Annotated in this window: 25 protein-coding genes; 19 read left to right on the top strand and 6 right to left on the bottom strand. The window is 31.7% G+C overall.

What is annotated here, in order from left to right; all coding sequences use genetic code 11:
* Position 1: 1 nt before the first annotated feature.
* Complete coding sequence (hutH, locus tag AX016_RS06515; RefSeq protein WP_100894847.1) at positions 2-1,582, bottom strand: histidine ammonia-lyase; 1,581 nt, start codon at positions 1,580-1,582, stop codon at positions 2-4.
* A 78-nt stretch (positions 1,583-1,660) separates the two neighbouring features.
* Between hutH and AX016_RS06520 the strand changes: the two genes are divergently transcribed.
* The 3 genes from AX016_RS06520 to AX016_RS06530 are packed head-to-tail and all read left to right on the top strand — an operon-like array spanning position 1,661 to position 3,658.
* Positions 1,661-2,554, top strand: a complete 894-nt coding sequence (locus AX016_RS06520; protein WP_100894848.1) for a LysR family transcriptional regulator — start codon at positions 1,661-1,663, stop codon at positions 2,552-2,554.
* A gap of 36 nt (positions 2,555-2,590) precedes the next feature.
* Positions 2,591-3,067 (top strand): hypothetical protein, encoded by a 477-nt coding sequence (locus tag AX016_RS06525; protein ID WP_100894849.1) that lies wholly within the window; start codon positions 2,591-2,593, stop codon positions 3,065-3,067.
* 39 nt (positions 3,068-3,106) lie between these two features.
* On the top strand, positions 3,107-3,658 hold the full coding sequence (locus AX016_RS06530) for a nitroreductase family protein (protein WP_100894850.1): 552 nt from the start codon (positions 3,107-3,109) through the stop codon (positions 3,656-3,658).
* A gap of 3 nt (positions 3,659-3,661) precedes the next feature.
* On the opposite strand, the gene AX016_RS06535 is transcribed toward AX016_RS06530, so the two are convergent.
* Positions 3,662-4,597 (bottom strand): M28 family peptidase, encoded by a 936-nt coding sequence (locus tag AX016_RS06535; protein ID WP_100894851.1) that lies wholly within the window; start codon positions 4,595-4,597, stop codon positions 3,662-3,664.
* Between the two features lie 10 nt (positions 4,598-4,607).
* Positions 4,608-5,126: a DUF456 domain-containing protein gene (locus AX016_RS06540; RefSeq protein WP_077399112.1), complete on the bottom strand. Its 519-nt coding sequence runs from the start codon at positions 5,124-5,126 to the stop codon at positions 4,608-4,610.
* Positions 5,127-5,291: 165 nt separating this feature from the next.
* Between AX016_RS06540 and AX016_RS06545 the strand changes: the two genes are divergently transcribed.
* The 16 genes from AX016_RS06545 to AX016_RS06620 all read left to right on the top strand — a co-directional run bounded on the left by AX016_RS06545 (position 5,292) and on the right by AX016_RS06620 (position 21,247).
* Positions 5,292-5,657 carry a BlaI/MecI/CopY family transcriptional regulator gene (locus AX016_RS06545; RefSeq protein WP_100894852.1) on the top strand — a complete coding sequence of 122 codons (366 nt, stop codon included), beginning with the start codon at positions 5,292-5,294 and terminating at the stop codon, positions 5,655-5,657.
* Positions 5,658-5,662: 5 nt separating this feature from the next.
* Positions 5,663-7,042, top strand: a complete 1,380-nt coding sequence (locus AX016_RS06550) for a M56 family metallopeptidase (RefSeq protein ID WP_100894853.1) — start codon at positions 5,663-5,665, stop codon at positions 7,040-7,042.
* 17 nt (positions 7,043-7,059) lie between these two features.
* Positions 7,060-8,304, top strand: coding sequence for a M56 family metallopeptidase (locus AX016_RS06555; protein WP_100894854.1), 1,245 nt, complete (start codon positions 7,060-7,062; stop codon positions 8,302-8,304).
* A 15-nt stretch (positions 8,305-8,319) separates the two neighbouring features.
* A complete protein-coding gene (locus tag AX016_RS06560) occupies positions 8,320-10,053 on the top strand; it encodes a M56 family metallopeptidase (RefSeq protein ID WP_100894855.1) in 1,734 nt (577 codons plus the stop codon).
* A complete protein-coding gene (locus tag AX016_RS06565; protein ID WP_100894856.1) occupies positions 10,046-11,203 on the top strand; it encodes a tetratricopeptide repeat protein in 1,158 nt (385 codons plus the stop codon). The genes AX016_RS06560 and AX016_RS06565 overlap by 8 nt, the downstream gene beginning before the upstream one ends.
* Before the next feature lie 125 nt (positions 11,204-11,328).
* On the top strand, positions 11,329-12,348 hold the full coding sequence (locus tag AX016_RS06570) for a LacI family DNA-binding transcriptional regulator (RefSeq protein ID WP_100894857.1): 1,020 nt from the start codon (positions 11,329-11,331) through the stop codon (positions 12,346-12,348).
* Between the two features lie 106 nt (positions 12,349-12,454).
* A complete protein-coding gene (locus AX016_RS06575; protein ID WP_100894858.1) occupies positions 12,455-13,147 on the top strand; it encodes a glycerophosphodiester phosphodiesterase in 693 nt (230 codons plus the stop codon).
* Positions 13,147-14,427: an NAD(P)/FAD-dependent oxidoreductase gene (locus AX016_RS06580; RefSeq protein WP_100894859.1), complete on the top strand. Its 1,281-nt coding sequence runs from the start codon at positions 13,147-13,149 to the stop codon at positions 14,425-14,427. Before AX016_RS06575 ends, AX016_RS06580 begins: the two co-directional genes overlap by 1 nt.
* Positions 14,424-14,966, top strand: coding sequence for a DUF1697 domain-containing protein (locus AX016_RS06585; protein WP_100894860.1), 543 nt, complete (start codon positions 14,424-14,426; stop codon positions 14,964-14,966). Before AX016_RS06580 ends, AX016_RS06585 begins: the two co-directional genes overlap by 4 nt.
* A gap of 74 nt (positions 14,967-15,040) precedes the next feature.
* On the top strand, positions 15,041-16,123 hold the full coding sequence (gene mvaD, locus AX016_RS06590; RefSeq protein WP_100894861.1) for a diphosphomevalonate decarboxylase: 1,083 nt from the start codon (positions 15,041-15,043) through the stop codon (positions 16,121-16,123).
* A 22-nt stretch (positions 16,124-16,145) separates the two neighbouring features.
* A complete protein-coding gene (locus AX016_RS06595; protein ID WP_100894862.1) occupies positions 16,146-17,081 on the top strand; it encodes a mevalonate kinase family protein in 936 nt (311 codons plus the stop codon).
* An 18-nt stretch (positions 17,082-17,099) separates the two neighbouring features.
* Entirely contained in the window at positions 17,100-18,005 is a 906-nt protein-coding gene (locus AX016_RS06600; protein ID WP_100894863.1) for a geranylgeranylglycerol-phosphate geranylgeranyltransferase, read from the top strand.
* Positions 18,005-18,955 carry a carbon-nitrogen hydrolase family protein gene (locus AX016_RS06605; RefSeq protein WP_100894864.1) on the top strand — a complete coding sequence of 317 codons (951 nt, stop codon included), beginning with the start codon at positions 18,005-18,007 and terminating at the stop codon, positions 18,953-18,955. The genes AX016_RS06600 and AX016_RS06605 overlap by 1 nt, the downstream gene beginning before the upstream one ends.
* Positions 18,956-19,037: 82 nt before the next feature.
* Entirely contained in the window at positions 19,038-19,217 is a 180-nt protein-coding gene (locus AX016_RS06610; RefSeq protein ID WP_100894865.1) for a hypothetical protein, read from the top strand.
* Complete coding sequence (locus AX016_RS06615) at positions 19,214-20,221, top strand: PQQ-binding-like beta-propeller repeat protein (RefSeq protein WP_100894866.1); 1,008 nt, start codon at positions 19,214-19,216, stop codon at positions 20,219-20,221. Before AX016_RS06610 ends, AX016_RS06615 begins: the two co-directional genes overlap by 4 nt.
* A 189-nt stretch (positions 20,222-20,410) precedes the next feature.
* Positions 20,411-21,247, top strand: a complete 837-nt coding sequence (locus AX016_RS06620; protein WP_100894867.1) for a pseudouridine synthase — start codon at positions 20,411-20,413, stop codon at positions 21,245-21,247.
* Between the two features lie 232 nt (positions 21,248-21,479).
* Here the strand turns inward: AX016_RS06620 and argH are convergent, their stop codons facing one another.
* Genes argH through argB form a run of 3 tightly spaced genes read right to left on the bottom strand, consistent with a single transcriptional unit; the run spans position 21,480 to position 24,627 of the window.
* Positions 21,480-22,754, bottom strand: a complete 1,275-nt coding sequence (argH, locus tag AX016_RS06625; RefSeq protein WP_100894868.1) for an argininosuccinate lyase — start codon at positions 22,752-22,754, stop codon at positions 21,480-21,482.
* Positions 22,755-22,784: 30 nt separating this feature from the next.
* A complete protein-coding gene (locus AX016_RS06630; protein WP_100894869.1) occupies positions 22,785-23,846 on the bottom strand; it encodes a M20 family metallo-hydrolase in 1,062 nt (353 codons plus the stop codon).
* A gap of 1 nt (position 23,847) precedes the next feature.
* Positions 23,848-24,627, bottom strand: coding sequence for an acetylglutamate kinase (gene argB, locus AX016_RS06635; protein ID WP_100894870.1), 780 nt, complete (start codon positions 24,625-24,627; stop codon positions 23,848-23,850).

The raw sequence follows: 24,627 nt of genomic DNA on the forward strand, positions 1-24,627 counted from the left end.
ATTAGTAGTTTTCAAATTCGTTAGCAAATGGAATCTCCATTTCTAAATTTTCTCGTTCTTTTACCTCTTCAATAGCTTTTAAAATGGTTTGGTTTTGTATCATTTGTATTCCTGCCTCAATGTCTGTTGCAAAGACACGGTCTTTATCAGCAAAGGCAACTTTTTCTCTAATTTTTTTATGTACTTCTTCTAAAAATAAGCCCGATTTTAATGGCTTTCTAAATTCAAATGCCTGTGCAGCAGTTAGCATTTCTATAGCTAATATTTTTTCTACATTGCCAATTACTTGCAAAGCTTTTCGTCCGCCAATAGAACCCATACTTACGTGATCTTCTTGTCCTAAAGACGTTGGTATGCTATCTGCACTAGACGGAAAACAAAGACCTTTATTTTCACTAGCCAAGGCAGCAGTAGTGTATTGCAATATCATATAACCAGAGTTAATTCCGGTTTCATTCATCAGTAATTTAGGCACTCCAGGACTATTACCTTCTAAAGCTAAGTATATTCTTCGGTCAGATATGTTACCAACTTCAGATGCTGCTAAACAAGCATAATCTAGTGCCATAGCTAAAGGCTGGCCGTGAAAACTACCGCCACTAATTGTTAGTTCTTCATCTATAATAATAGGGTTGTCTGTAACCGAATTTAATTCAATCTCTAACAATTCTTTTAAATGCAACCACGCATTTCTAGATGCTCCATGCACTTGCGGAATACAGCGTAAAGAGTAAGGGTCTTGTACACGATTGCAATTAGCATGATCCTCCATTATCTCAGACCCCTTAAGCAAACGTTTTACTTTTTTAGCAACATACAAATTACCCTTAAAAGGTCGTAATGCGTGCAGCTCATTATAAAATGGTTTAATTGAGCCTTGCAAACCTTCAATCATCATTGCACCAATAATATCTGCTTGGGCAAGGCAACTTTGTAATTTGTCTACCACTTTTACTGCATGTGCAGCAATAAACTGTGTGCCATTAATTAGTGCTAAACCTTCTTTAGGACCTAAGTCTAGGCTTTGCATTTCTGTTTTTTCAAACAAAGAAGAGGTATCTATAACTTCACCTTTATAATCAACCTTACCCAAACCAATTAATGGTAAAAATAAATGAGAAAGTGGAGCCAAATCACCAGAAGCACCAACAGAGCCTTGAGCAGGTACAACAGGAATAGCATCAGTATTTATATGCCATAAAATACGGTCTAAAGTTGCTTCTGCTATACCAGAATACCCTTGTGCAAGACTATTCATTTTTAAGATAAGCATAAGTTTAGCAATCTCTTTATCTATTGGTTCTCCTACACCAACACTATGACTTTTTAAAATGTTAGTTTGTAATATTTTTGTTTCTTCTTTAGATATTTTAGTAGTACATAAAGGTCCAAATCCTGTGTTAATACCATAAACTGGATCTCCTTTTTCTACAATGTTAGCAACAGTTTTACTGCTGTTTCTTATTTTAATACGAGAAAAATCTGAAATTAAACCTTTGGTAGTGCCTCTTGCAATTGAAAGAGCAATACCAGCCGTTAAATGATCTTCTCCAAAATTAAAAGTCTTAGGTGCGTTACGCATAGCATATATTTTAATACCATAAAATTATTGATTATGTTTGATGATTACCAATATCATATTTATCAATAATTAATAACTATGAGTTATCAAATAGAGTTACGCCATTTTCATTATTTTTTAGCTGTTGCAGAAGAATTACACTTTAGAAAAGCAGCAGAACGTTTATTTATATCACAACCCGGATTAAGTAGGCAAATAAAACAAATGGAAGAAATTCTGGAAACGCAGCTTTTTATCAGGAATAAAAAAAAGGTCACCTTAACAGCTGCCGGAGTTTACTTAAAAGATGAAATAGAATTTATTTTAAATCATTTAGAGTTAATAAAACGGCATATAAAATTGGTAAGTCAGGGTAAGTTTGGAGAGCTTAATATTGGTTTTTTAGGCTCTGCTATGCAAACTGTAATTCCGGATTTGTTATTGAAGCTAAAAGATGCTTTTCCAGAAATTAATACAAGTTTAGAAGAGCTCTCTAATAACGCACAGTTAAATGCAGTTTTAAAAGATGGTTTAGATATTGGTTTTGTACGTATGGTTAGGGTGCCAAAGGGTTTGTGCATTAAGCCTGTATTTAATGATACATTTTCTGTGGTTGTCCCAGCAAACCATAATATTACAGCAACTAGTTTTAAAGGAATGAAACAGTTTGAAAGAGAAAATTTTATTCTGTTTTCACAAGATTACAGTCCGTTGTATTATGATACAGTAATGAGTATTTGTGAAGATGCAGGGTTTACGCCCAAGGTGTCTCACAAGTCTGTGCATGCGCAAACTATTTTTACATTGGTAGAAAACAATTTGGGAGTTGCTATTGTACCTACTTCTTTACAGCAAGGTTTTAATATGAATGTAAAGTTTATTGAGCTTAAGAAAATACCACAACGAGCTGTATTATCTGTTATTTGGAAAGAAGACAATAGAAATCCGGTTTTAAAACATTGTATGCAGTTGTTGTTGGGTGATAAAAAATAGATATATTTGAAGTAAGTAATAACTCACAAATATTTTATGGCTTTTTCAAAAAAAGAATTTTTATGGTTTTTAGGTACTGTATTAACATCATTTTTAACCTTAGTATTGATATTTGGAATTGATGGATTTAAAGCTGATGAAACAATAGATATAAATATTCACGATACTTATTTTGTTTTTTCAAATACTCCTTTCTTTTGGTTTTTAGGAGCTCTTATTTTCTTTGTTATTTATTTTTTTAGAATGATAAGGGGGAAATTCAAAAATGTATTTGTAGGCATTTTAGTTCTGTTATTTTGTTTGGGTTTAATATTGCTGTTAAGTAAAATTATTTATGTTGTTGATTCTTTATTACAATCGCCCATAGGCTTTTTAGGAAATGAAGATGATAAAGAGATTTCTCCAGTAGCTAAAATATTATCAGTCTTTACTAATGTACTCTTTGCAATTAAAGTTTTATTTTTACTTGTGCTATCTTATTCCGCCTACAGAATAGGTAAAACTAGAGGGTAGTTAAGTTTTATGTAAACTTCGATTAAATTATTATAATTTATGATTTTTGATATAATAAAGAAGAGGAGATCTGTGTTTCCTGCACAATACAATAGTAAACCAATAGCTAGAGAATTAATTGAAAAGGTTTTGGAGGCTGGTAATTGGGCACCATCTCACAAAAAAACAGAACCTTGGCGTTTTAAAGTAATACAAGGAGAAACTAGAGCAAAACTAGGAATGTTTTTGTCCTTAAAATACATGGAAAATGATCCTAAGCCTAAGCAGTTTAAGGTTGAAAAACTAATAAACAATCCGCAAAAGGCAGGAGCAATAATAGCTATTTGTATGCAGAGAGACCCTAATGAGTCTTTACCAGAATGGGAAGAAGTTGCGGCAACAGCAATGGCTGTACAAAATATGTGGCTTACCTGTACAGATTTAGGGATAGGTAGTTATTGGAGTTCTCCTGGTTTAATAAAACATATGGGAGAATTTTTTGCAATGGAGGAAGGGGAAGCTTGTTTAGGTTTCTTTTATATGGGTTACACAGATGATGAATTACAAGATGGAGAAAGAGGAGCAGTTAAAGATAAAACAACTTGGCTGTAACTATTAGAGTTCCTTAATAGTAATGTAGAGTTGCTGAATAACCGCACTCATTTTATTTATGTTTAATGTTTCAAGAGAATCCTTATTTGTGTGATAATTCTTGTTGCGGTAAAAAGAGGTATTGGTGATCATAACTGCTGGGTAATTTAAATTCCAGTAGTTTAAATGATCCGAAAAATCTACGCCAGTAACAAGAGAAGAGCCTTTAAAAGATACGGTAGGTATCAGTTTCTGTTTTTTCATTAAATTTTCAATTTTAGCACCAAAATTGCCGCTTTTTTCATTTTGAACGACAGTTATAAAATTAGCACGATTGCCATAAATGGTGCTCATCTCTTTAATTGGGTAGGTTTGTGTGTTGGGTTCGTCCTTGTAATAACCAATCATTTCTAAGCAAATCATACCTTTTACGGTTATGTTGTTTTTCTTTAAGTAATTTGCATGCACATAACTTCCCATTTTTTCAGTTCTAAAAAAAGGAGGTTCTTCTAAAGTATAGGCAACAAAATCTATTCTATAATCAAGTTTCTCTTTGGATAACAAACGTGCTAATTCTAATAACCCAGCAACACCACTTGCGTTATCATCAGCACCTTCTTGATTGCCATAAACATCGTAATGGGCACCAATAATTAACCGTTCTTTATGTTCAGTACCAATAGAGGCAAGAACATTTTTATAAGTTTCATTCTTAGCTTTATATTCTTGGTAAGCGGTAGTGTCGCACACCTTAGCAAGTTCAACTTTAATGTAGCTAGCAATTGAGTTAAGAGTTTTTATGTTTTTATAATTCCTGCTATTTTGTGTTTTTGTAATTCTTAGCAAGTCTTTCTTAATACGTACTGTATCTATATTAGATGCAGTTTGGGTGCCGTTCCTTGTTTGTGCGCAAGAAATTAAAGAGGTAAGTAGTATAAGTGTTGATAGTATTTTTTTCATACGTATAATTTTAACTATAAAAAAACGGAAACAACTCTTCACTGTATTCCCATACTTTAGAAATAAACAGTCCTATATATACTATAGCAACCATAAATTTTAAAAAAGTACCAGTTAAAAAGCCAATAAAAGAACCAAAAGCAGCTTTAAATGCTGTTTTTTGGTCTGCTTTGTTTAATAATTCGCCAACCAAAGCACCCACAAAAGGCCAAACTACAATACCAAATATACCAAGTACAGGAAAAAATATAGCAACAAGTAAACCAACAGTTGTTCCTATCATACCTGCTTTTGTACCTCCAAATTTTTTAGTTCCTATTGCAGGGATAATATAATCTAAGGCAAAAACTATTAGTGCTACAGCTAAGGTTATGCCAAGAAAAAGCCAGTCGTTTGGTATGGCTTTGGTTAAATAAAGCACAAGCAAGCCCAACCAACTAATTGGAGGACCTGGTAAAACAGGTAAAAAACTACCAATTATACCTGTTAACATTAGAATAAAACCAATTACTAAAAGCGCTATATCCATTCTTTAATTTACTTGTTTGACGAAGATAACAACAATTTGTTACAAATTTTTCACCTAAAATATTAGTTTAAACTAAAATATTAGTTATATTAGCATGAGAATATAAGATAAATAGTACTAAATTTATATTCACAATATTCTAGAATATACATAAAATAAAAGAGAATGAAGCAGTTAACTAAGGCGGAAGAAGAGATTATGCAGGTGTTATGGGAGTTAGAGAAAACGAGCGTAGCAGATGTAATAGAGAAGTTGCCAACACCAAAGCCAGCATACAATACAGTATCTACTATTGTACGCATTTTAGAAAATAAGGGGTTTGTAGGTCACGAAAAGTTGGGTAGAGGTTATTTGTATTTTCCGTTGATAAAAAAGGCAGATTATAGCAACCAGTCTATTAACAAATTAATGGAGGGTTATTTTCAAGGTTCATTTAAAAGTATGGTATCGTTTTTTATGAAGAAAAATGATATGAGTTTAACTGAATTAGAATCTATTTTAAAAGATATTAAAGAAGACGATAAAAAATAATAGTTATGATACAGTATATAGTTTTAGTAATCACATTTCAGCTGTCGTTTTTAGCAATTTATGATTTGTTTTTAAAAAAGGAGACTTTTTTTCAGAGCAACCGAGTGTATTTAATAGCTACGTTTTTAGTGTCATTATTTTTACCTTTTGTAAAGTTGCCAGTATTTAAAACTGTAGTATCACAGCAATATGCAGCCATTGTTTTAGATGAAATTGTATTAACAGCAAATTCATCTCAGGCTGCAGAAGAGAACAGTTTTCCTTGGCTCAAAGTGGTATTTGTAATTGGAGCAGTAATATCATTTGCTTTGTTTGTTTATAAAACTTATCAGATTATAAAATTGAAGCAAGCAGGAGAAAAGCAAAAATTTACAGACTATATAAAGGTTACAATACCTAAAAGCAATAGTGCTTTTTCATTTTACAATACTGTTTTTATGGGAGATGCGGTTATAAAAGAAAATGAAGAAGGCATTCTAGAGCACGAGTTAGTACATGTGAAGCAAAAACACACTTTAGATTTATTATTTTTTGAGGTAATGCGCATTGCCCTTTGGTTTAATCCATTAGTGTATATCTATCAAAACAGAATAGCAGAAGTACACGAGTTTATAGCCGACTCTAATGTTAAAAAAACAAGTAAAAAAGAACAATACGAGTTATTATTATCTCAAATTTTTGAGACAAAAAATATCTCATTCATCAACCATTTTTATAAATCATCATTAATTAAAAAACGAATAGTTATGTTACAAAAATCAAAATCTGGTAAAGTTTTAAAACTAAAATATTTAGCATTGGTACCATTAGTTGCTGGTATGTTATTTTATACCTCTTGTGAAACAGAAAACAATGCTGAAATAGATGCAATAGAAGCAAAAAGTAGTGTTGATGAGGTAGAGGCATTAGATGAGGTTGTTATTGTAGGTTATGCTGCAGATCCAAGTACAATACAAACAAATTCTGATGTTAGGCTAATTAAGTATTCAAGCAATGAAGAAGCAAATAATTCTAGTGTTTTTGATGAAGAAGAAGGTGATTTAGTGCCTTTTTCAACAATAGGTACACCACCAGCTTTTCCTGGTAATGAAAATGCAGAAAACCCTAGAGAAAATTTTAATAAGTCGTTAAATGAGCACATCAGAAAAAACTTTAATTACCCAGATGAAGCTCAAGAAAAAGGAATACAAGGTAGGGTAAGTATTAGCTTTATTATAGAAGAGGATGGCTCTGTAAAAAACTTGCAAATGCGTGGTCCAGATAAACTTTTGGTAAATGAAGCTGCACGTATTATTAGCAGACTGCCTAAGTTATCTCCAGGAATGGAAAATGGTAAGGCAGTTAAAGTTCCTTTTTCATTGCCAATAACCTTTAGATTAAAGTAATAAAAATTTAAATAAAGATGGTACAGTATATAGTTTTAGTAATCACATTTCAGTTGTTGTTTTTAGCAATTTATGATTTGTTTTTAAAGAAAGAGACTTTTTTCCAAAGCAACAGAGTGTATTTAATAGCTACGTTTTTAGTGTCTTTATTTTTACCCTTTGTAAAATTGCCTGTATTTAAAACTGTAGTATCACAACAATATGCAGCCATTGTTTTAGATGAAATTGTATTAACAGCAAATTCATCTCAGGCTGCAGAAGAGAACAGTTTTCCTTGGCTTAAAGTGTTATTTGTAATAGGAGCAGTAATATCATTTGCTTTGTTTGTTTATAAAACGTATCAGATTATAAAATTGAAGCAAGCAGGAGAAAAGCAAAAATTCACAGACTATATAAAAGTTACAATTCCTAAAAGTAATAATGCCTTTTCATTTTACAATACTGTTTTCATGGGCGATGCGGTTACAAAAGAAAACGAAAAAAGCATTTTAGAGCACGAGTTAGTACATGTGAAACAAAAACACACATTAGATTTATTATTTTTTGAGGTAATGCGCATCGCCCTTTGGTTTAATCCACTAGTGTATATCTATCAAAACAGAATAGCAGAAGTACACGAATTTATAGCCGACTCTAAAGTAAAAAAAACGAGTAAAAAAGAACAGTACGAGTTGCTGCTGTCTCAAATTTTTGAGACAAAAAACATCTCATTCATCAACCACTTTTATAAATCATCATTAATTAAAAAACGAATAGTTATGTTACAAAAATCAAAATCGGGTAAAGTTTTAAAACTAAAATATTTATCATTAGTACCATTAGTTGCAGGTATGTTATTCTATACCTCTTGTGAAACAGAAAACAATGCAGAAATAGATGCAGTAGAAGCAAAAACGGAGGTGGTTGTAGAGACTGTGGATGTGCCTTTTTCGATTGTGGAAGAAGTTCCTGTTTTTCCTGGCTGTGAAGATGCTCTTGAAACTAGAGATTGTTTTAATGAGCAAATAAGCGAACATATTAGAAAAAACTTCAACTATCCGGAAGAAGCACAAAAAGAAGGTGTGCAAGGTAGAGTTTCTGTACGCTTTGTTATACAAGAAGATGGTAGTGTAGAGGATATACAAATGCGTGGTCCAGATGTTAGGTTAGAGGAAGAAGCTTTGCGTATAATTAAGTTATTACCAAAATTTACTCCGGGTAAGCAAAGAGGGCAGAATGTAAGAGTTCCTTTTTCATTGCCAATTACATTTAAGCTACAGTAATAAAATATAAAAACGATGGTACAGTACGTAATAGAAAGTCTTGCTTTTCAGTTAGTTTTCATAATTATTTATGATGTGTTTTTAAGGAGAGAAACCTTTTTTCAATGGAACAGATTGTATTTATTGGGTACCTGTGTGCTATCGTTTTTAATGCCACTAATAGCTTTAGATATATTTAAAAGTAAGGTGCCAGGTGCAGTTGCCGTTTACACACCATTTATGTTTTCTAATTACGATTTAGACACAAATGCAGCTCTTTTAAATAATACCAATGTAGCACAACAATTAACAATGCCTTGGTATGGTATTATCTTTAGTATTGGGGTGGTGGTAGCACTTTTTTTATTTTTATTCAAAATACGCCAGCTGCATAAATTACGTAAAAGAGGAGAAAAAACAGTTTATACAGATTTTACTGAGGTTGTTTTAAAGCAAAGTAATAGTGCTTTTTCGTTCTTTAAAACTATTTTTTTGGGTGATAAAATAAAAACTAAAGAGTATGCTAATATTATTGAGCATGAGTTAGTACATATTAGACAAAAACACACAGTAGATTTATTGTTTTTTGAGGTATTACGTATTGCTCTTTGGTTTAATCCTCTGGTTTATATTTATCAAAGTAGAATATCAGAAGTACATGAGTTTATTGCAGACGCAAAAGTAGCTAAGATTCATAGAAAAGAACAGTATGAGTTATTATTGTCTCAAGTTTTTCAAACAGAAAATATCTCATTTATAAATCACTTTTTTTCATCATCATTAATTAAAAAACGAATTAAAATGTTACAAAAAAAACAATCTAAAAAAATATGGGCAAGTAAGTATTTGTTATTGTTGCCAACTATAGTATGTATTCTTTTTTATACATCTTCTAAAGGGCAAGAAAAAGATACAAATACAGAAAGCGATATTCAGGAAGTAAAAGATACTCCAGTTAAACAGGATGAAATGGCAGATGTGCCTTTTTCTGTAATAGATGAGGTTCCTGTTTTTCCAGGTTGTGAAAATGCTACAGATAAAAGAGCTTGTTTTAATGATAAAATAAATGAACATATTAGAAAACATTTTAGTTATCCAGAATCTGCACAAAAAGAAGGGGTACAAGGTAGAGTTTCTGTGCGTTTTGTTATGATGGAGGACGGTAGCATTGGTAAAATTCAGATGCGTGGACCAGATGTTAGATTGGAAGAAGTTGCGTTGAATATTATAAAAAAAATACCAAATGTTACGCCAGGTAAGCAAAGAGGAAAAGCCGTGAAAGTTCCTTTTTCATTGCCAATTACATTTAAGTTAACACCAGAGAGTGATAAAGAAAAACTAACTAAAGATGTAAAGGCAGCTTTATTACGTAAAGAACAAGAAGAAAAAGATAGGTTGTATAAAGACGCAAAAGAAGTTCCTTTTTCTGTAATAGATGAGGTTCCTGTTTTTCCAGGTTGTGAAAATGCTACAGATAAAAAAGCTTGTTTTAATGATAAAATAAATGAACATATTAGAAAACATTTTAGTTATCCAGAATCTGCACAAAAAGAAGGAGTACAAGGTAGAGTTTCTGTGCGTTTTGTTATGATGGAGGACGGTAGCATTGGTAAAATTCAGATGCGTGGACCAGATGTTAGATTGGAAGAAGTTGCGTTGAATATTATAAAAAAATTACCAAATGTTACACCAGGTAAGCAAAGAGGAAAAGCCGTAAAAGTTCCTTTTTCATTGCCAATTACATTTAAGCTGCAGAAAAAAAATGACTAAAAGTTTTTATGCAATACAATTAATTGTTCTGTTTTTAACTTTAAAAGCTGGGGCGCAATCCTCGGCTTTTAAAATTGCAGACAGTTTATATAATACCGGTAATTATACTGCTGCAATTAACCAGTATGCTAAAATAAATAATGCGAGTGCAAATCTTCAAATTGCAAAAGCATACAATGCTATTGGTAATTATGACAAAGCTATTGCTCAATACAATAGTATTGTAACAAAAGACACAAGTTTATTGGTTGCTAGATTTAACTTAGGTAAGTTGTATTTAAAAACTAATAAGTTTAAACAAGCAAATAGCCTTTTTGCTAAACTTGTAACTATATCTAAAACTAACCCAGAGTACAGTTATAACCTAGCAAGATCTTTTAGTGCAATAAATGAAGAAAATAAAAGTGTATTGTGGTATAAAAAAACACTTGATATAGATAGTACACACTTACGAGCATTACAGCGCTTAAGTATACATTATGTAGGTGAACATGAAAATCATTTTGCATTAAAATATGCAGATCAAGGGTTAAGTTTTTTTGAGAACGATCCTGTACTTATAAATGTAAAGGCATTAGCATTATTTAATAGAGGAAGTTATAAATCGTCTATTAAGTGTTATGAAAAATTACTAAGTCTAGGTAAAAAAGATCAAAAGGTGTACAACAGATTAGGTTACGCATATAATAGTATAGAAAATTATGAGAAGTCTATAGAAAACTACAAACAATTACTAGAATACGATTTAGAAAACATAAAAGTTTTACGTATGATTAGTGAGGTGTATAGAAAAGATAAAAAACTAGATAGTGCAACGGTGTATATAAAAAAGGCAATAGATGCACATTCTTATAAATTAGACCAAGAATATGAGGTTGCAGCCCGTATTGCTGTAGATAAGAAAGACTATAAAACGGCAATAAAATATTATAATATGGCTTATACTGAAAATCCTACTAAAGTATTGTATTTGTACCAAGCCAGTATTTACGCAGACAAATATTATAAAGATCCCAAGCTAAAACTTAATTATTACACTAAGTTAAAGCAAAAATCAGAGTCTAAAGACTCTAGTAGTCAGTATTTTGTAGTGTTTGCAGAAAAACGAATTTCAGAATTAAAGAGTGAGATTTTTGCGAAAGGCGGATAAATTTTAGTAGATAATTGTCAATTTCTTCAATCTAAGACAAATTTAAAATCACAATCTGCTTTTATTATTTTAGAATATTGTTTTTTATATGTACATTCATCTGTTAGAAAAAAACAAAGTTCATTTTGAAAAAAGTTATCACCCTTAAACACATAGCAAGAGAGTTAGAAGTGTCTATATCTACTGTTTCTAAAGCACTTAAAAATAGTGAAGAAATAAGCAGAGATACCAAAGAGCGTATACAAGCTTATGCAAAACTTTACAACTACAGACCAAACAATATTGCAATTAGCTTAAAAAATAAGCGAACAAAAAATATAGGGGTAATTATACCAGATATTGTACATCATTTTTTTACAACTGTAGTACGTGGTATAGAGAGTTATGCCAATTCTAAAGGGTATAATGTTATTGTTTGCCTTTCTGATGAGTCTTTTGATAAAGAAGTTATAAATATGGAAATGCTTGCCAATGGTAGTATAGATGGTTTTATAATGTCTTTGTCTGTAGAAACACAATTAAAAAATGACTACAATCACCTTAAAGAAATTACAGACCAAGGTATTCCTTTGGTAATGTTTGATAGGGTTACTGATGAAATTGAGTGCGATAAAGTAATTATAAATGATAGAGAAGGTGCTTATTTAGCAGTTAAAAAATTAATAGCAAACGGACGTAAAAAAATTGCATTAATTACCACAGATAATTATTTAAGTATTGGTAAACAGCGTACAGAAGGATATTGTGATGCTTTGCGTGACCATGGTTTAGAGGTAAATGAAAACCTAATTTTAAGTTTACCACAAATGAAAATGGATGAGCAAGCCATTAGCGATTTTTATGACAGAGAAGAGGTAGATGCTGTTTTATGTGTACATGAGTTATTTGCAATGTATAGTATGCGTGTAGCACTTAAAAGAGGATTAAAAGTGCCAGAAGATATAGAGTTTATTGGCTTTACAGATGGTAATTTGTCTAAATACGCTTATCCAAGTTTAACTGCAATTGCACAACATGGAGAGCAAATGGGAGAAATGGCTTCTAAAATGCTAATAGAAAAAATTGAAAGCGAAAAAGAAGAAGAAACCTATGTTACAGAGGTGTTGCAATCTACACTAGTAGAACGCGAGTCCACTAAAAATTAAGAATTAAAAATAGAAGACAAAGGACTAAAGCTAAGTTTTAGTCCTTTTTTTATGCAGTTTTTTTACAATTTTACTTTGTGTATTTTTACTGTAAATACTAGTTTGTATGACTAAAAAATTACTTGTTATTGGCCATAGAGGAGCAATGGGTCATGAGACCGAAAATACTTTGGCTTCTATTAAAAAAGCCTTAGAATTAAAGGTTGATATGATAGAGATTGATGTTTTTAAAATTAAAAGCGGAGAAATTATTGTATTTCATGATGGTGAGGTAAATAGACTAACAAATAGTACAGGCAGGGTTGAGGATTATACGTGGCAACAACTACAAGAGCTTACCCTTATAGGCAACCATAAAATACCCTTACTAACAACTGTTTTAGACACTATTAATGCTAAAGTTCCTGTAAATATTGAGCTAAAAGGAGCAGGCACAGCAAAAGATGTAAACACAATACTAGAGGGTTATATCAATACAAAAAACTGGAAATTGGACCATTTTTTTATTTCTAGCTTTAATTGGGATGAGCTAATAGCAATGAGATCAATTAATAGCAAAATAGCTATTGGTGTGTTAACAGAAGAAGATCCGTTACAAGCAATACCTATGGCAAAACAATTGGGAGCACTAAGTATAAACCCAGATGAAAAAGATATTACAGCAGCTGTTGTAGCTACTATAAAAGGAGAAGGTTTTAAACTGTATACGTACACTGTTAATGCCCCAGAAAATATAATAAAAATGAAAAATTTACTTGTAGATGGTATATTTACAAATTATCCAGAACGTATATATTAATGTTTGATGTTATTATAATTGGCGGAGGCGCCGCAGGTTTTTTTACAGCTATACAAATTGCAGAACAAAATAGTAGTTTAAAAGTTGCTATTTTAGAGCGTGGTAAAACAGTTTTAGCCAAAGTAAAAGTTTCTGGTGGTGGTAGATGTAATGTAACGCATGCCGAGTTTAATCCGGCAGATTTGGTACTTAATTACCCGCGTGGAGAAAAAGAGCTATTAGGACCTTTTCATAGTTTTTGCACAGGAGATACTATGGCCTTTTTTGATGAAAGAGGTGTGCCATTAAAAATAGAAGAAGACGGTCGTATTTTTCCACAAAGCGACTCATCACAGAGTATAATAGACTGTTTTATTAATGAAACCCAACGTTTGGGCATTAAGGTAATGAAACTTTGTCCGGTTTCTAATATTGCTTATGCAGATAAAAACAAGCCAGAATTAGGCTTTTTTGTAACTACTCCTAAAAAAGAGTTTCAAGCTAAAAAAGTAGTTGTAGCAACAGGTAGTAATCCTAAAATATGGAATTTACTAGAAGGTTTGGGGCATAAAATTGTGCCGCCAGTACCATCGCTTTTTACATTTAATATAAAAGATAGTCGTATTACAGGTATTCCAGGTGTAAGCACCACAGCTAGGGTAACTGTTTTTGACTCTAAAAAAGGCAAAACAAAGGTGTCTAACAAAATAAAAACTACGGTTAGTAAAAAACCATTGTTAGAGGCAGAAGGTCCTTTGTTAATTACACATTGGGGAATGAGTGGGCCAGCAATTTTAAAATTATCTGCTTGGGGAGCAACGCTATTGCATGCAAAAAATTACCAGTTTATAGTACAAGTAAATTGGTTGCCAGATATGGTTCCGGGTGCAGTTTTAGAGTATTTAAATTCGGTAAAAGAAACAGATCCTAAAAAAACAATTTTGCGTACAAAAATATTAGATATTCCTAGGCGTTTGTGGGTAAACTTGGTTAAAGCAGCAGACATAGATGAAACTGTAAAATGGGCTACAGCTACCAAAATACAGCTGCAAAATTTAGCAGATCAGTTAACAGAAAGTGAGTTTTCTGTAAACGGAAAAAGCACCTTTAAAGAGGAATTTGTAACCGCTGGCGGTATAGATTTAAAAGAGGTGAACTTTAAAACATATGAAAGTAAAGTAGCAAAAAACCTGTATTTTGCTGGGGAAGTTATAAATGTAGATGCCATAACTGGAGGTTTTAATTTTCAGAACGCGTGGACAGGTGGTTTTATAGCAGCACAAGCAATTTCTAAATTATGATAACTTATATAGCGCTTTTAAGAGGTATAAACGTTAGTGGTAAAAATAAAATTTTAATGGCAGATTTAAAGCAAATGCTATTACAATTAGGACTCTCTAATATTACAACCTACATACAAAGTGGTAATGTTGTTTTTACTTCTGATGAGGTTGATGCAAATGTTTTATCAGAAAAAATACACACTAAAATTTTAAACACTTTTAAGTTAGATGTTCCTGTTTTAGTGATAGCATCATCAACCTTACAAGCAATTTTTAATAACAATCCGTTTTTGTCTGAAGAAGAAAAAGAAATTTACTTTGTATTGTTGACAACTAAACCTAACGCAACGTTAGTATCAGAAATAAACAAAGGAACATATGCTACAGAAAAGTTTACAATTACAGACCATTGTGTGTATTTGCATTGCTTAAACGGTTTTGGTAAGGCAAAATGTAACAATAACTTTTTTGAGCGTAAACTAAAAGTGCAAGCCACAACCAGAAACTACAAAACAATGGCTAAGCTTATAAGTTTATGTGAGGCTTTAGAAGCTTAAAATATATTTTTATATTGCTATATAACCCAAATCTACTGGGAATTTTCTTTTTATATTTGCTAAAATTTTAAAATATGACCCAAGAGGAGTTTGTGCCTAAAGCGTATACAAATGCAGCTTTAGAAGGAACCGTAAAATGGAAATCGCCCAGTAATATTGCTTTGGTAAAATATTGGGGTAAAAAAGATAATCAAATTCCTGCAAACCCATCTATTAGTTTTACTTTAGATGCCTGTGCTACAACAACCTCTGTTACGTATGAAAAGTTAGATAGTAAGGCTGATAATTTTTCATTCGATTTATTTTTTGAAGGAAAACCTAAAGAAGATTTTAAACCAAAAATTGAAACTTTTTTAACTAGAATTGAAGCTTATCTTCCGTTTTTAAAGGAGTATCATTTTAAGATAGAAACATCAAACTCTTTTCCGCACAGTAGTGGTATAGCGTCATCTGCTAGTGGTATGTCTGCTTTGGCGTTGTGTTTTATGAGTTTAGAGAAAAAACTAAATCCGTCTATAACAACAGCATTTTTTAATAATAAAGCATCATTTTTAGCACGTTTGGGCTCTGGTAGTGCTTGCCGTAGTATAGAAGGTCCGTTGGTACAATGGGGAAATCATGAAAAAACAGAAGGTAGTACAGATTTGTTTGGTATAAAATACCCAAACGAGGTGCACTCTGTTTTTAAAAATTACCACGATACTATACTGTTGGTAGACAAAGGACAAAAGCAAGTAAGCAGTACAGTTGGTCATAATTTAATGCACAACCACCCATTTGCTAAAGAACGTTTTGCACAAGCACATACAAATTTAGACGAGTTGCAAACAGTTTTTAAAGAGGGTAATTTAAAAAGATTTGTAGAAATTGTAGAGAGTGAGGCGTTAACCCTGCACGCTATGATGATGACAAGTATGCCGTATTTTATTTTGATGAAACCTAATACATTGCAGATTATCAATAAGATATGGGAATTTAGGGCAATAAATAAGTCAAATATTTGTTTTACCTTAGATGCAGGTGCCAATGTACACGTTTTGTACCCAGAGAGCGAGAAAGAGCAAGTATACCAGTTTATTAAAGATGAGCTTGTTGCATATTGCGAAAACGAGCAGTATCTTTGTGATAGAATTGGTTTAGGCGCTAAACAATTGTAAATTAGTAATTAGATATTTAAAAATGAAAGGACCTTTATTTTACTCAAAAATTCTATTATTTGGAGAGTACGGAATCATAAAAGATTCTAAAGGGCTTTCTATACCTTATAATTTTTTTAAAGGAGCATTAAAATCTTCTGATGAATTAACTGATGAGGCTAAAAAATCTAACGAGAGTTTACAGCGTTTTGCTCTTTATTTAGAAAAAGTATCTGCAGAAGATAATAGCTTTTCTTTTGATATTGAAGCTTTAAAAGCAGACGTTGAGCAAGGTATGTATTTTGATAGCTCTATACCGCAAGGGTATGGAGTAGGTAGTAGTGGCGCGCTTGTTGCTGCTGTTTATCATAAATATGCACACAATAAAATTACTGTTCTAGAGAATTTAACTAAAGATAAATTGCTTACGCTTAAAGGGATTTTTGGTAAAATGGAATCTTTTTTTCACGGTAAATCTTCTGGTTTAGATCCTTTAAATAGTTATTTAAGTTTACCAATTTTAATAAACTCTAAAGATAATATAGAGTCTACAAGTATACCGTCTCAAAATAACCAAGGTACAGGAGCTGTATTTTTGTTAGATAGTGGTATAATTGGCGAAACTGCGCCAATGGTGCAGCTTTTTATGGAGCGTATGAAAGAAGATGGTTTTAGGCATATGCTTAAAGACCAGTTTATAAAATATACAGATGCTTGTGTTGAAGATTTTATTAGCGGTAACGTAAAATCTTTGTTTGGTAATATAAAACAACTATCTCACGTAGTGTTAGATCATTTTAAACCAATGATTCCGTCTCAGTTTCATAAACTATGGAAACACGGTATAGACACTAACAAATACTACTTAAAACTTTGTGGTTCTGGCGGCGGCGGTTATATCTTAGGTTTTACAGAGGATATAGATAGTGCACGTAAAGAACTTAAAGATTATAACTTAGAGGTAGTTTATAATTTCTAAAATTTTCATTTTTACTTTATGCTTAACAGAAAGAACAAACACCTTGTTTTAAAGTTCTTAAGTCTGTTTTCTGTGGTTAGAGGTTACAATATTTTAGTAATTGCTCTGGCTCAATATTTGGCATCAATTTACATACTGGCGCCAAACTTACCATTGCGTAGAGTAGTTTTTGATCTTAATTTATTTATAATAGTACTTGTATCAGCAATGGTTATTGCATCGGGCTACATTATTAATAATTTTTACGACTCGGAGAAAGACCTTATAAACAAACCTAAAAAAACAATGTTAGACAGGTTGGTGAGTCAGCGTACCAAGTTAACAACCTATTTTGTACTTAACTTTTTAGCTGTGTTTTTTGCCAGTTACGTATCATTTAAAGCTGTACTTTTTTTCTCGTCTTATATTTTTGGAATCTGGTACTATTCACACAAATTAAAAAAGATACCATTTTTAGGTAACTTTGTGTCTGCAACATTGGCTATAACACCTTTTTTTGTGGTTTTTGTGTATTATAAAAACTTTGAAACAGTAATTTTTGTACACGCAATTTTCTTGTTTTTACTCATTTTAGCACGTGAAATGATAAAAGATTTAGAAAACATAGCAGGAGATTTAGCTCAAAATTACAAAACAATTCCTGTGATTTACGGTGCAAAAACCTCTAAAATTGCAATTACTATTCTTATAGCATCTAGTCTTGTACCATCATTATTACTTATTTATAATTTTGATGTTGGCCATATGCACTACTACTTTAAATTGGCGGTTTTACTATTAGTTATTTTTTTAATATTTCTATGGAAATCAGACACCAAAAAGCAATACAATACATTACATAATATCTTAAAGTTTGTAATTATAAGCGGTGTTTTTAGTATTTTGTTGGTCGATATAAATCTCGTCCTAAACAGAATTTTATAATGAACAACATTTTAAAAGTTGGTTTGGCTCAAATTTCTCCGGTTTGGCTAGACAAAGAAGCTACATTAAAAAAAATAGAACATACAATTGTTGCAGCCGCAGAACAAAAAACAGAACTTTTAGTTTTTGGAGAAGCATTGTTACCTGGTTACCCTTTTTGGTTGGCGCACACCAATGGTGCTTCATGGGATTTAAAAGTAAATAAAGAAATACACGCACATTATGTGCGCAATTCTATACAAGTAGAGGCAGGAGAGTTAAACAGCATATGCGCATTAGCTAAAACTCATAAAATGGCTATTTATTTGGGTATTATGGAACGTGCTAAAGACAGAGGCGGACACAGTATTTATTGTTCTTTAGTATACATAAATGAAAAAGGTGAAATAAAATCTGTACACAGAAAATTACAACCAACGTATGATGAGCGCTTAACTTGGGCGCCGGGAGACGGCAACGGTTTGCAAGTACACCCTTTAAAAGATTTTACGGTTGGCGGCTTAAATTGCTGGGAAAATTGGATGCCTTTACCAAGAGCAGCATTGTACGGTTTAGGAGAGAATTTGCACATAGCAGTTTGGCCAGGTAGCGATTACAATACCAAAGACATTACAAGGTTTATAGCACGTGAGTCTCGTAGTTTTGTTATTTCTGTATCATCTTTAATGAGAAAAGAAGATTTTCCTAAAAGTACACCACACTTAAGTAAAATTTTAGAAAATGCTCCAGATGTTTTAGCAAACGGAGGCTCTTGTATTGCAGGTCCAGATGGCGAGTGGGTAGTAGCACCTGTTTTACACAAAGAAGGAGTAATCTGCCAAAAAATAGACTTTAATAGGGTGTATGAAGAACGACAAAACTTTGATCCCGTTGGGCATTACTCAAGACCAGATGTTACTAATTTACAGGTAAATAGAGAACGACAAAGCACTGTTACGTTTAAAGATTAATTTTTTAGTTTAAATATTTATTTAACGGCACAAGCAAGATGCTTGCGCTAGCGGTGGTAGAGTCTATTTAAAAGATAACTTTATGAAAATGCTAAAATCTGATGAAGGCAGAAAGGCTTTGGAAGGATTAGATAAAACTAAACTTGGACAATTATTAAATTACAATAATATTAAAATTCAAACATCTACAAAAGCACAACTTGTCGAAGATTTAATTTTTAATTTAGATATACCTAGCAATTTTAATTCAATATTTCGATGATTTATAAAGCAAACATTAGAAAAATATCGAGTCAATTAATACTAATTGAAGATAAAATATTTTACATCGACGATGAAAATAATTTTTGTATTGATGGAGAAATCTTCTTAAAGGGGAATTACAGCATTTCTTATTCAATTAAAAATAAAATTGCATTACTAGATGAAAATAATTTTAAAACAATCTTGATTAATGCAATAAACAATAAAATAGAAAATTTAGATTATGTCTTAATTTTATTAAATGATACGAATGGAATTTTCTTATCTAATGAAAACAATAAATGGAATATAATAAGAGTAATAAAAAAAAATAGTGAAATTATAAATAATAAATTCGACTTAAACTTAATTAACAAGATACTTGATAATAATACTTTTCTTTCAACAAAAGAAAACAATCTAAGTTGCCATCAGTTAGAAAATGCAGAGGAACTATGGAAATTAGATGTTTCTAAATTAGGAGAGTATCTACATTTAAAAGGTACAGAACACGAAGAATTACGTGCAGGTACTGTGCACGAGATATACAATTACAAAACTGTATTAGTAGCACTATTGCGTAATGATACTATTATTGGTATTGATAGCGCTACAGGAGATGTGTTATGGCAAAAACCACTTTTTTTATTTATATCTAGACCAGTACAGTTAAATGATAAACTATATCATATTATTACTGGTGTTGATGTTAAAAATATGCTACAAGTATATGATTTAGCAACTGGTAAATTAGAACGTGAGGTAGAAATTACACACCCAGTTCTTAAGGAAAATACATTTTTTACCAAACGCTTTATTAATGATACGTATATAGCACTCACTGCTACCAAAACAGGTGAAATTTTAGTAATAAACCATAGAACCGCAATAGTTGAAGATTACGCTAAATTACCAAACCTAAAAGAAAAAATACCAATAGATAATATACCGCAAATTCATCAGAACAAAGTTTATCAGTTAGATGGAGAAGGAACCCTCTACATTCTTGAAAAAGAAGAATAAATTAGCTTAACTAAAGAGTATTAGGAGCGTTGTAAATTTAGTAAACTAAAATAGTAATTCTAATTCAGATGTTACTAATTTACAAGTAAATAGAGAACAATAAAGCACTGTTACGTTTAAAGATTAATTAGTTAAACTATTATATAGTTATTCAAATTCCTTTGCTACCTTTGCAAAAAATATAATACAATGAGTAAATCTGACTATAATAAGGACAGAAAATCTTCAGGAAAGGATAATGGAGGAACAAGAAAGAGGAATTTTACTGGTTCAGGTGCTCCAAAACCAAAAAATACTCCAAAGCCATTTAATCCAGATTCTATAAGATTAAATAAATATGTTGCTAATTCTGGAGTATGTTCTAGAAGAGAAGCAGATGTTTTTATTGCTGCTGGTAGTGTTACCGTAAATGGTAAAGTAGTATCAGAAATGGGATATAAAGTAAAACTATCAGACGTTGTTAAGTTTGACGGTAGACACTTAAATCCGGAAAAAAGAGAATACGTTTTATTAAACAAACCAAAAGACTTTAGTACAATGGTAAGAAACGAGCAAGGGAAAAGAAACGTTGCTGGTTTAATTTCTAATGCATCTAAAGCTACGTTATTGCCAGTAGATAAAATGGCAAAAGCATCTACAGGATTATTGTTGTTTACTAATGATATGGAACTAACAAGACGTTTAGTTAACCCTAAAAATGGTTTGCGTAAAATTTATCATGTAGAATTATCTAAAGCATTAAGTGCTGCAGATTTAAAAAAGATTCAAGACGGTATTGCTATTGATGAAAAAGTAGTAAACGTACACGATATTAGTTATGTAGATAACGCACCTAAAAACCAAGTTGGTATTGAACTTTTTAGTAGTAGAAGTAATATTGTTACTAAAATTTTTGAACACCTAGGTTATGAAGTCGCTAAATTAGACAGAGTAATTTACGGTGGTTTAACTAAAAAAGATTTACCACGTGGACACTGGCGTTACTTAACAAAACAAGAAGTTGTTAACCTAGGAATGGTTAATTAATAAAAAAAGCCGTGTTTTAAAAAACACGGCTTTTTTTATTTCTAATATTTAACAGACACTTAATACCAAAATAGCAGCAAGGATAATATAAACAAGAATAGCTTTCAAATGTTACATTTTTAGATTGATGTAAAATTAGCTAGAGAAAAATATTTTTAATAGCTGACTTATAGCCAAAATAAAACCCCTGAGATCAGGGGTTTTATTTTTGTTTGGGGAAAAGGTGTAAAATTTAATCAATTAATTTATTTCTAATTTCTTGCAAGCATAAATTACCCAAGCTGCCTTGGTGTGTGTATTTAATATCTTTTTTAGGAGCAAAAGTACCTTCGTTAATTTCTTTGCCCATTTTTTTATAAGCATCTCTAAATGGCACACCGTTTAAAACCAACTCGTTTAAAGTGTCTACACTAAATAAATAATCATATTTAGGATCCTCTAAAATGGTTTCATTTACACGTACTTCTTTTAAGCTAAAAGTCAGTATTTCTAAACAAGCTTTAATATCTTGCATGGCAGGTATAATAACTTCTTTTACCAATTGTAAATCTCTGTGGTAACCACTAGGTAGGTTATTAGTTATTAAAATTAACTGGTTTGGTATAGCTTGTAGTTTGTTGCATTTACCACGTATTAGCTCAAAAACATCTGGGTTTTTCTTATGTGGCATAATGCTAGAACCTGTTGTAAGCTCGTCTGGGAAAGAAATAAAATTAAAATTCTGACTCATATACAAACAAATATCCATTGCCATTTTAGATAGGGTAGCGGCTACATTGCTAATGCCAAAAGCAGTAGCTTTTTCTACTTTACCACGGCTCATTTGTGCAGCAACAACATTGTATTTTTGTGTAGCAAAGCCCATTTTTTTAGTAGTAAAATCTCTGTCTATAGGAAAAGAACTTCCGTAACCAGCAGCACTACCAAGCGGATTTTGATCTGCTATTTTGTATGCAGCATCAACAAAATATAAATCATCTATTAAACTCTCTGCATAGGCAGAAAACCAGAGTCCAAAGGAAGATGGCATAGCAATTTGCAAATGCGTATAACCAGGTAATAGTACACCTTTATATTTTTCGGCAAGGTTTAAAAGCAGGTCAAATAAAACTTTTACTTCGCTCTTAATTTCTTGTAATTCATCTTTTAAATACAAATGCATAGCCACTAAAACCTGATCGTTTCTAGAACGTGCTGTATGTATTTTTTTGCCAGTATCTCCTAGTTTTTCGGTTAGTATAAACTCTATTTTAGAGTGCATATCCTCAAAAGAATCTTCAATAACAAAAGTTCCTTTTTCTATAGTTTTTGCAATTTCATTAAGCTCTTTTACCAAACTTTCTGCTTCTTGTGCTGTAATAAGCCCTATTTTGCCAAGCATTTTTGCATGAGCTTTAGACGCTATAACATCGTATTTAGCAAGTAGCAAATCTAATTCTCTATCGTTGCCAACAGTAAAGTGATCTATTTTTTTATCGGTACTAAATCCTTTATCCCAAAGTTTCATAATCTTTTTGTTTTTATAGTTGATTGCTTATTACAGAAACCCGTTTAATATTTTAATATATAAATCTATACCTTCTTCAATTTCATTTACATAAATAAATTCATCTGCAGAATGTGATCTAGTGCTGTCACCTGGACCTAATTTTAAAGATTGACACGTAAGTGCCGCTTGGTCTGATAGTGTTGGTGAACCATAAGTTTCTCTTCCTAAAGCAATGCCAGATTGCACTAAAGGGTGGCTAATATCTATAGCTGATGAATTTAATTTTAAACCACGCGGAGTAAGCTTGCAAGGAGCTTCTTTTTGTAACATCTCTGCAACCTCTTTATTTGTATATTTATCATTAACCCTAACATCTATAACCAAGTCTACTTTAGCAGGTACAACATTATGTTGCTTGCCAGCATTAATTTGTGTTACCGTAAGTTTTACTTCGCCTAAAACATCAGAAACTTTAGAAAAAGTATAATTTTTAAACCACTCTAGTACTTTTATACTGTTGTAAATAGAATTATCATTATTAGGGTGCGCTGCATGAGATGGTGTTCCTTTTACTTCTGCGTCAAAAACAACAAGTCCTTTTTCTGCAATAGCCAACTGCATTAAAGTAGGTTCACCTACAATAGCAACATCTACTTTTGGTAGTTTGGGTAGTAAACCTCTTAAGCTATTTGGTCCGGCAGATTCCTCTTCCATAGATGCAACCATAAGTATGTTGTGGTTTAAGTTCTCTGCGTTGTAGTAGTGAACAAATGTAGCCAATAAAGACACCAAACAACCACCAGCATCATTACTACCTAAGCCGTATAATTTACCGTCTTCTATATGCGGATTAAATGGATCTTTTGTGTAAGCAGAGTTTGGTTTTACAGTGTCATGATGCGAGTTTAAAAGTAGAGTTGGTTTGCTATTATCCCAATATTTATTTTTTGCATAAACATTGTTATTGTCTCTAGTAAACGGAATATTAAAACTTGTAAACCAGTTTTCTATTGCATTTGCAGTTTTATCTTCTTCAGAAGAGAACGATTGTATAGATATTAGTTCCTTTAATAAATCTATAGCCTTTTCTGTAAGCTGTTTTTGTTCCATTTTATAATGTTATAGTGGTGTAAAGCGTTTCATTTTTATTTAACATAGAAACATCTCCTATGCAAACCGTAGTTACTTTTTTGTGCAATGCATTAAAGCAGTTCTCAAGTTTTGGGAGCATACCATCTGCAATTATCTTACTATCTAAAAGTTCTTTGTAAGTGTCTGTATTTAATTGTTTTACTACAGAGTTATTATTAGTTACGTCTAATAAAACACCTTTTTTCTCAAAGCAATAATACAAGGTAGTATCATATAAGCTACTCATTGCAATTGCAATTTCAGAAGCAATAGTATCTGCATTGGTATTTAATAATTGCCCAGATTTATTATGCGTAAGTGCACAAAAAACAGGAGTCCAGTTGTTTTGTAGCATAGTATTAATAGCGTTGCTATTAACAGTTACAATATCACCTGCAAAGCCATAATCTATGTCTTTTACTGGTCTTTTTACTGCTTGTATAACATTAGCATCTGCACCGCTTAATCCTATAGCGTTACAATTTATACTTTGTAATTTAGACACAATGTTTTTATTAGCCAAACCACCATATACCATTGTAATTAACTCTAAACTTTGTGCGTCTGTAATACGTCTTCCGTTTATAAGTGTAGATTCTATACCTAGTTTTTTTCCGAGTTCTGTAGCTAATTTTCCGCCACCGTGAACTAATATTTTTAGGCCTTCAATTTTAGAAAAAGCAATTAAAAACTTACTTAGTTCTTCTTTGTTCTCTATTACGTTGCCGCCAATTTTTACAATGGATAATTTTTGTGCCAT

Origin of the sequence: Cellulophaga sp. RHA19 (assembly GCF_002813425.1) — a bacterium.
Classification (GTDB): domain Bacteria; phylum Bacteroidota; class Bacteroidia; order Flavobacteriales; family Flavobacteriaceae; genus Cellulophaga.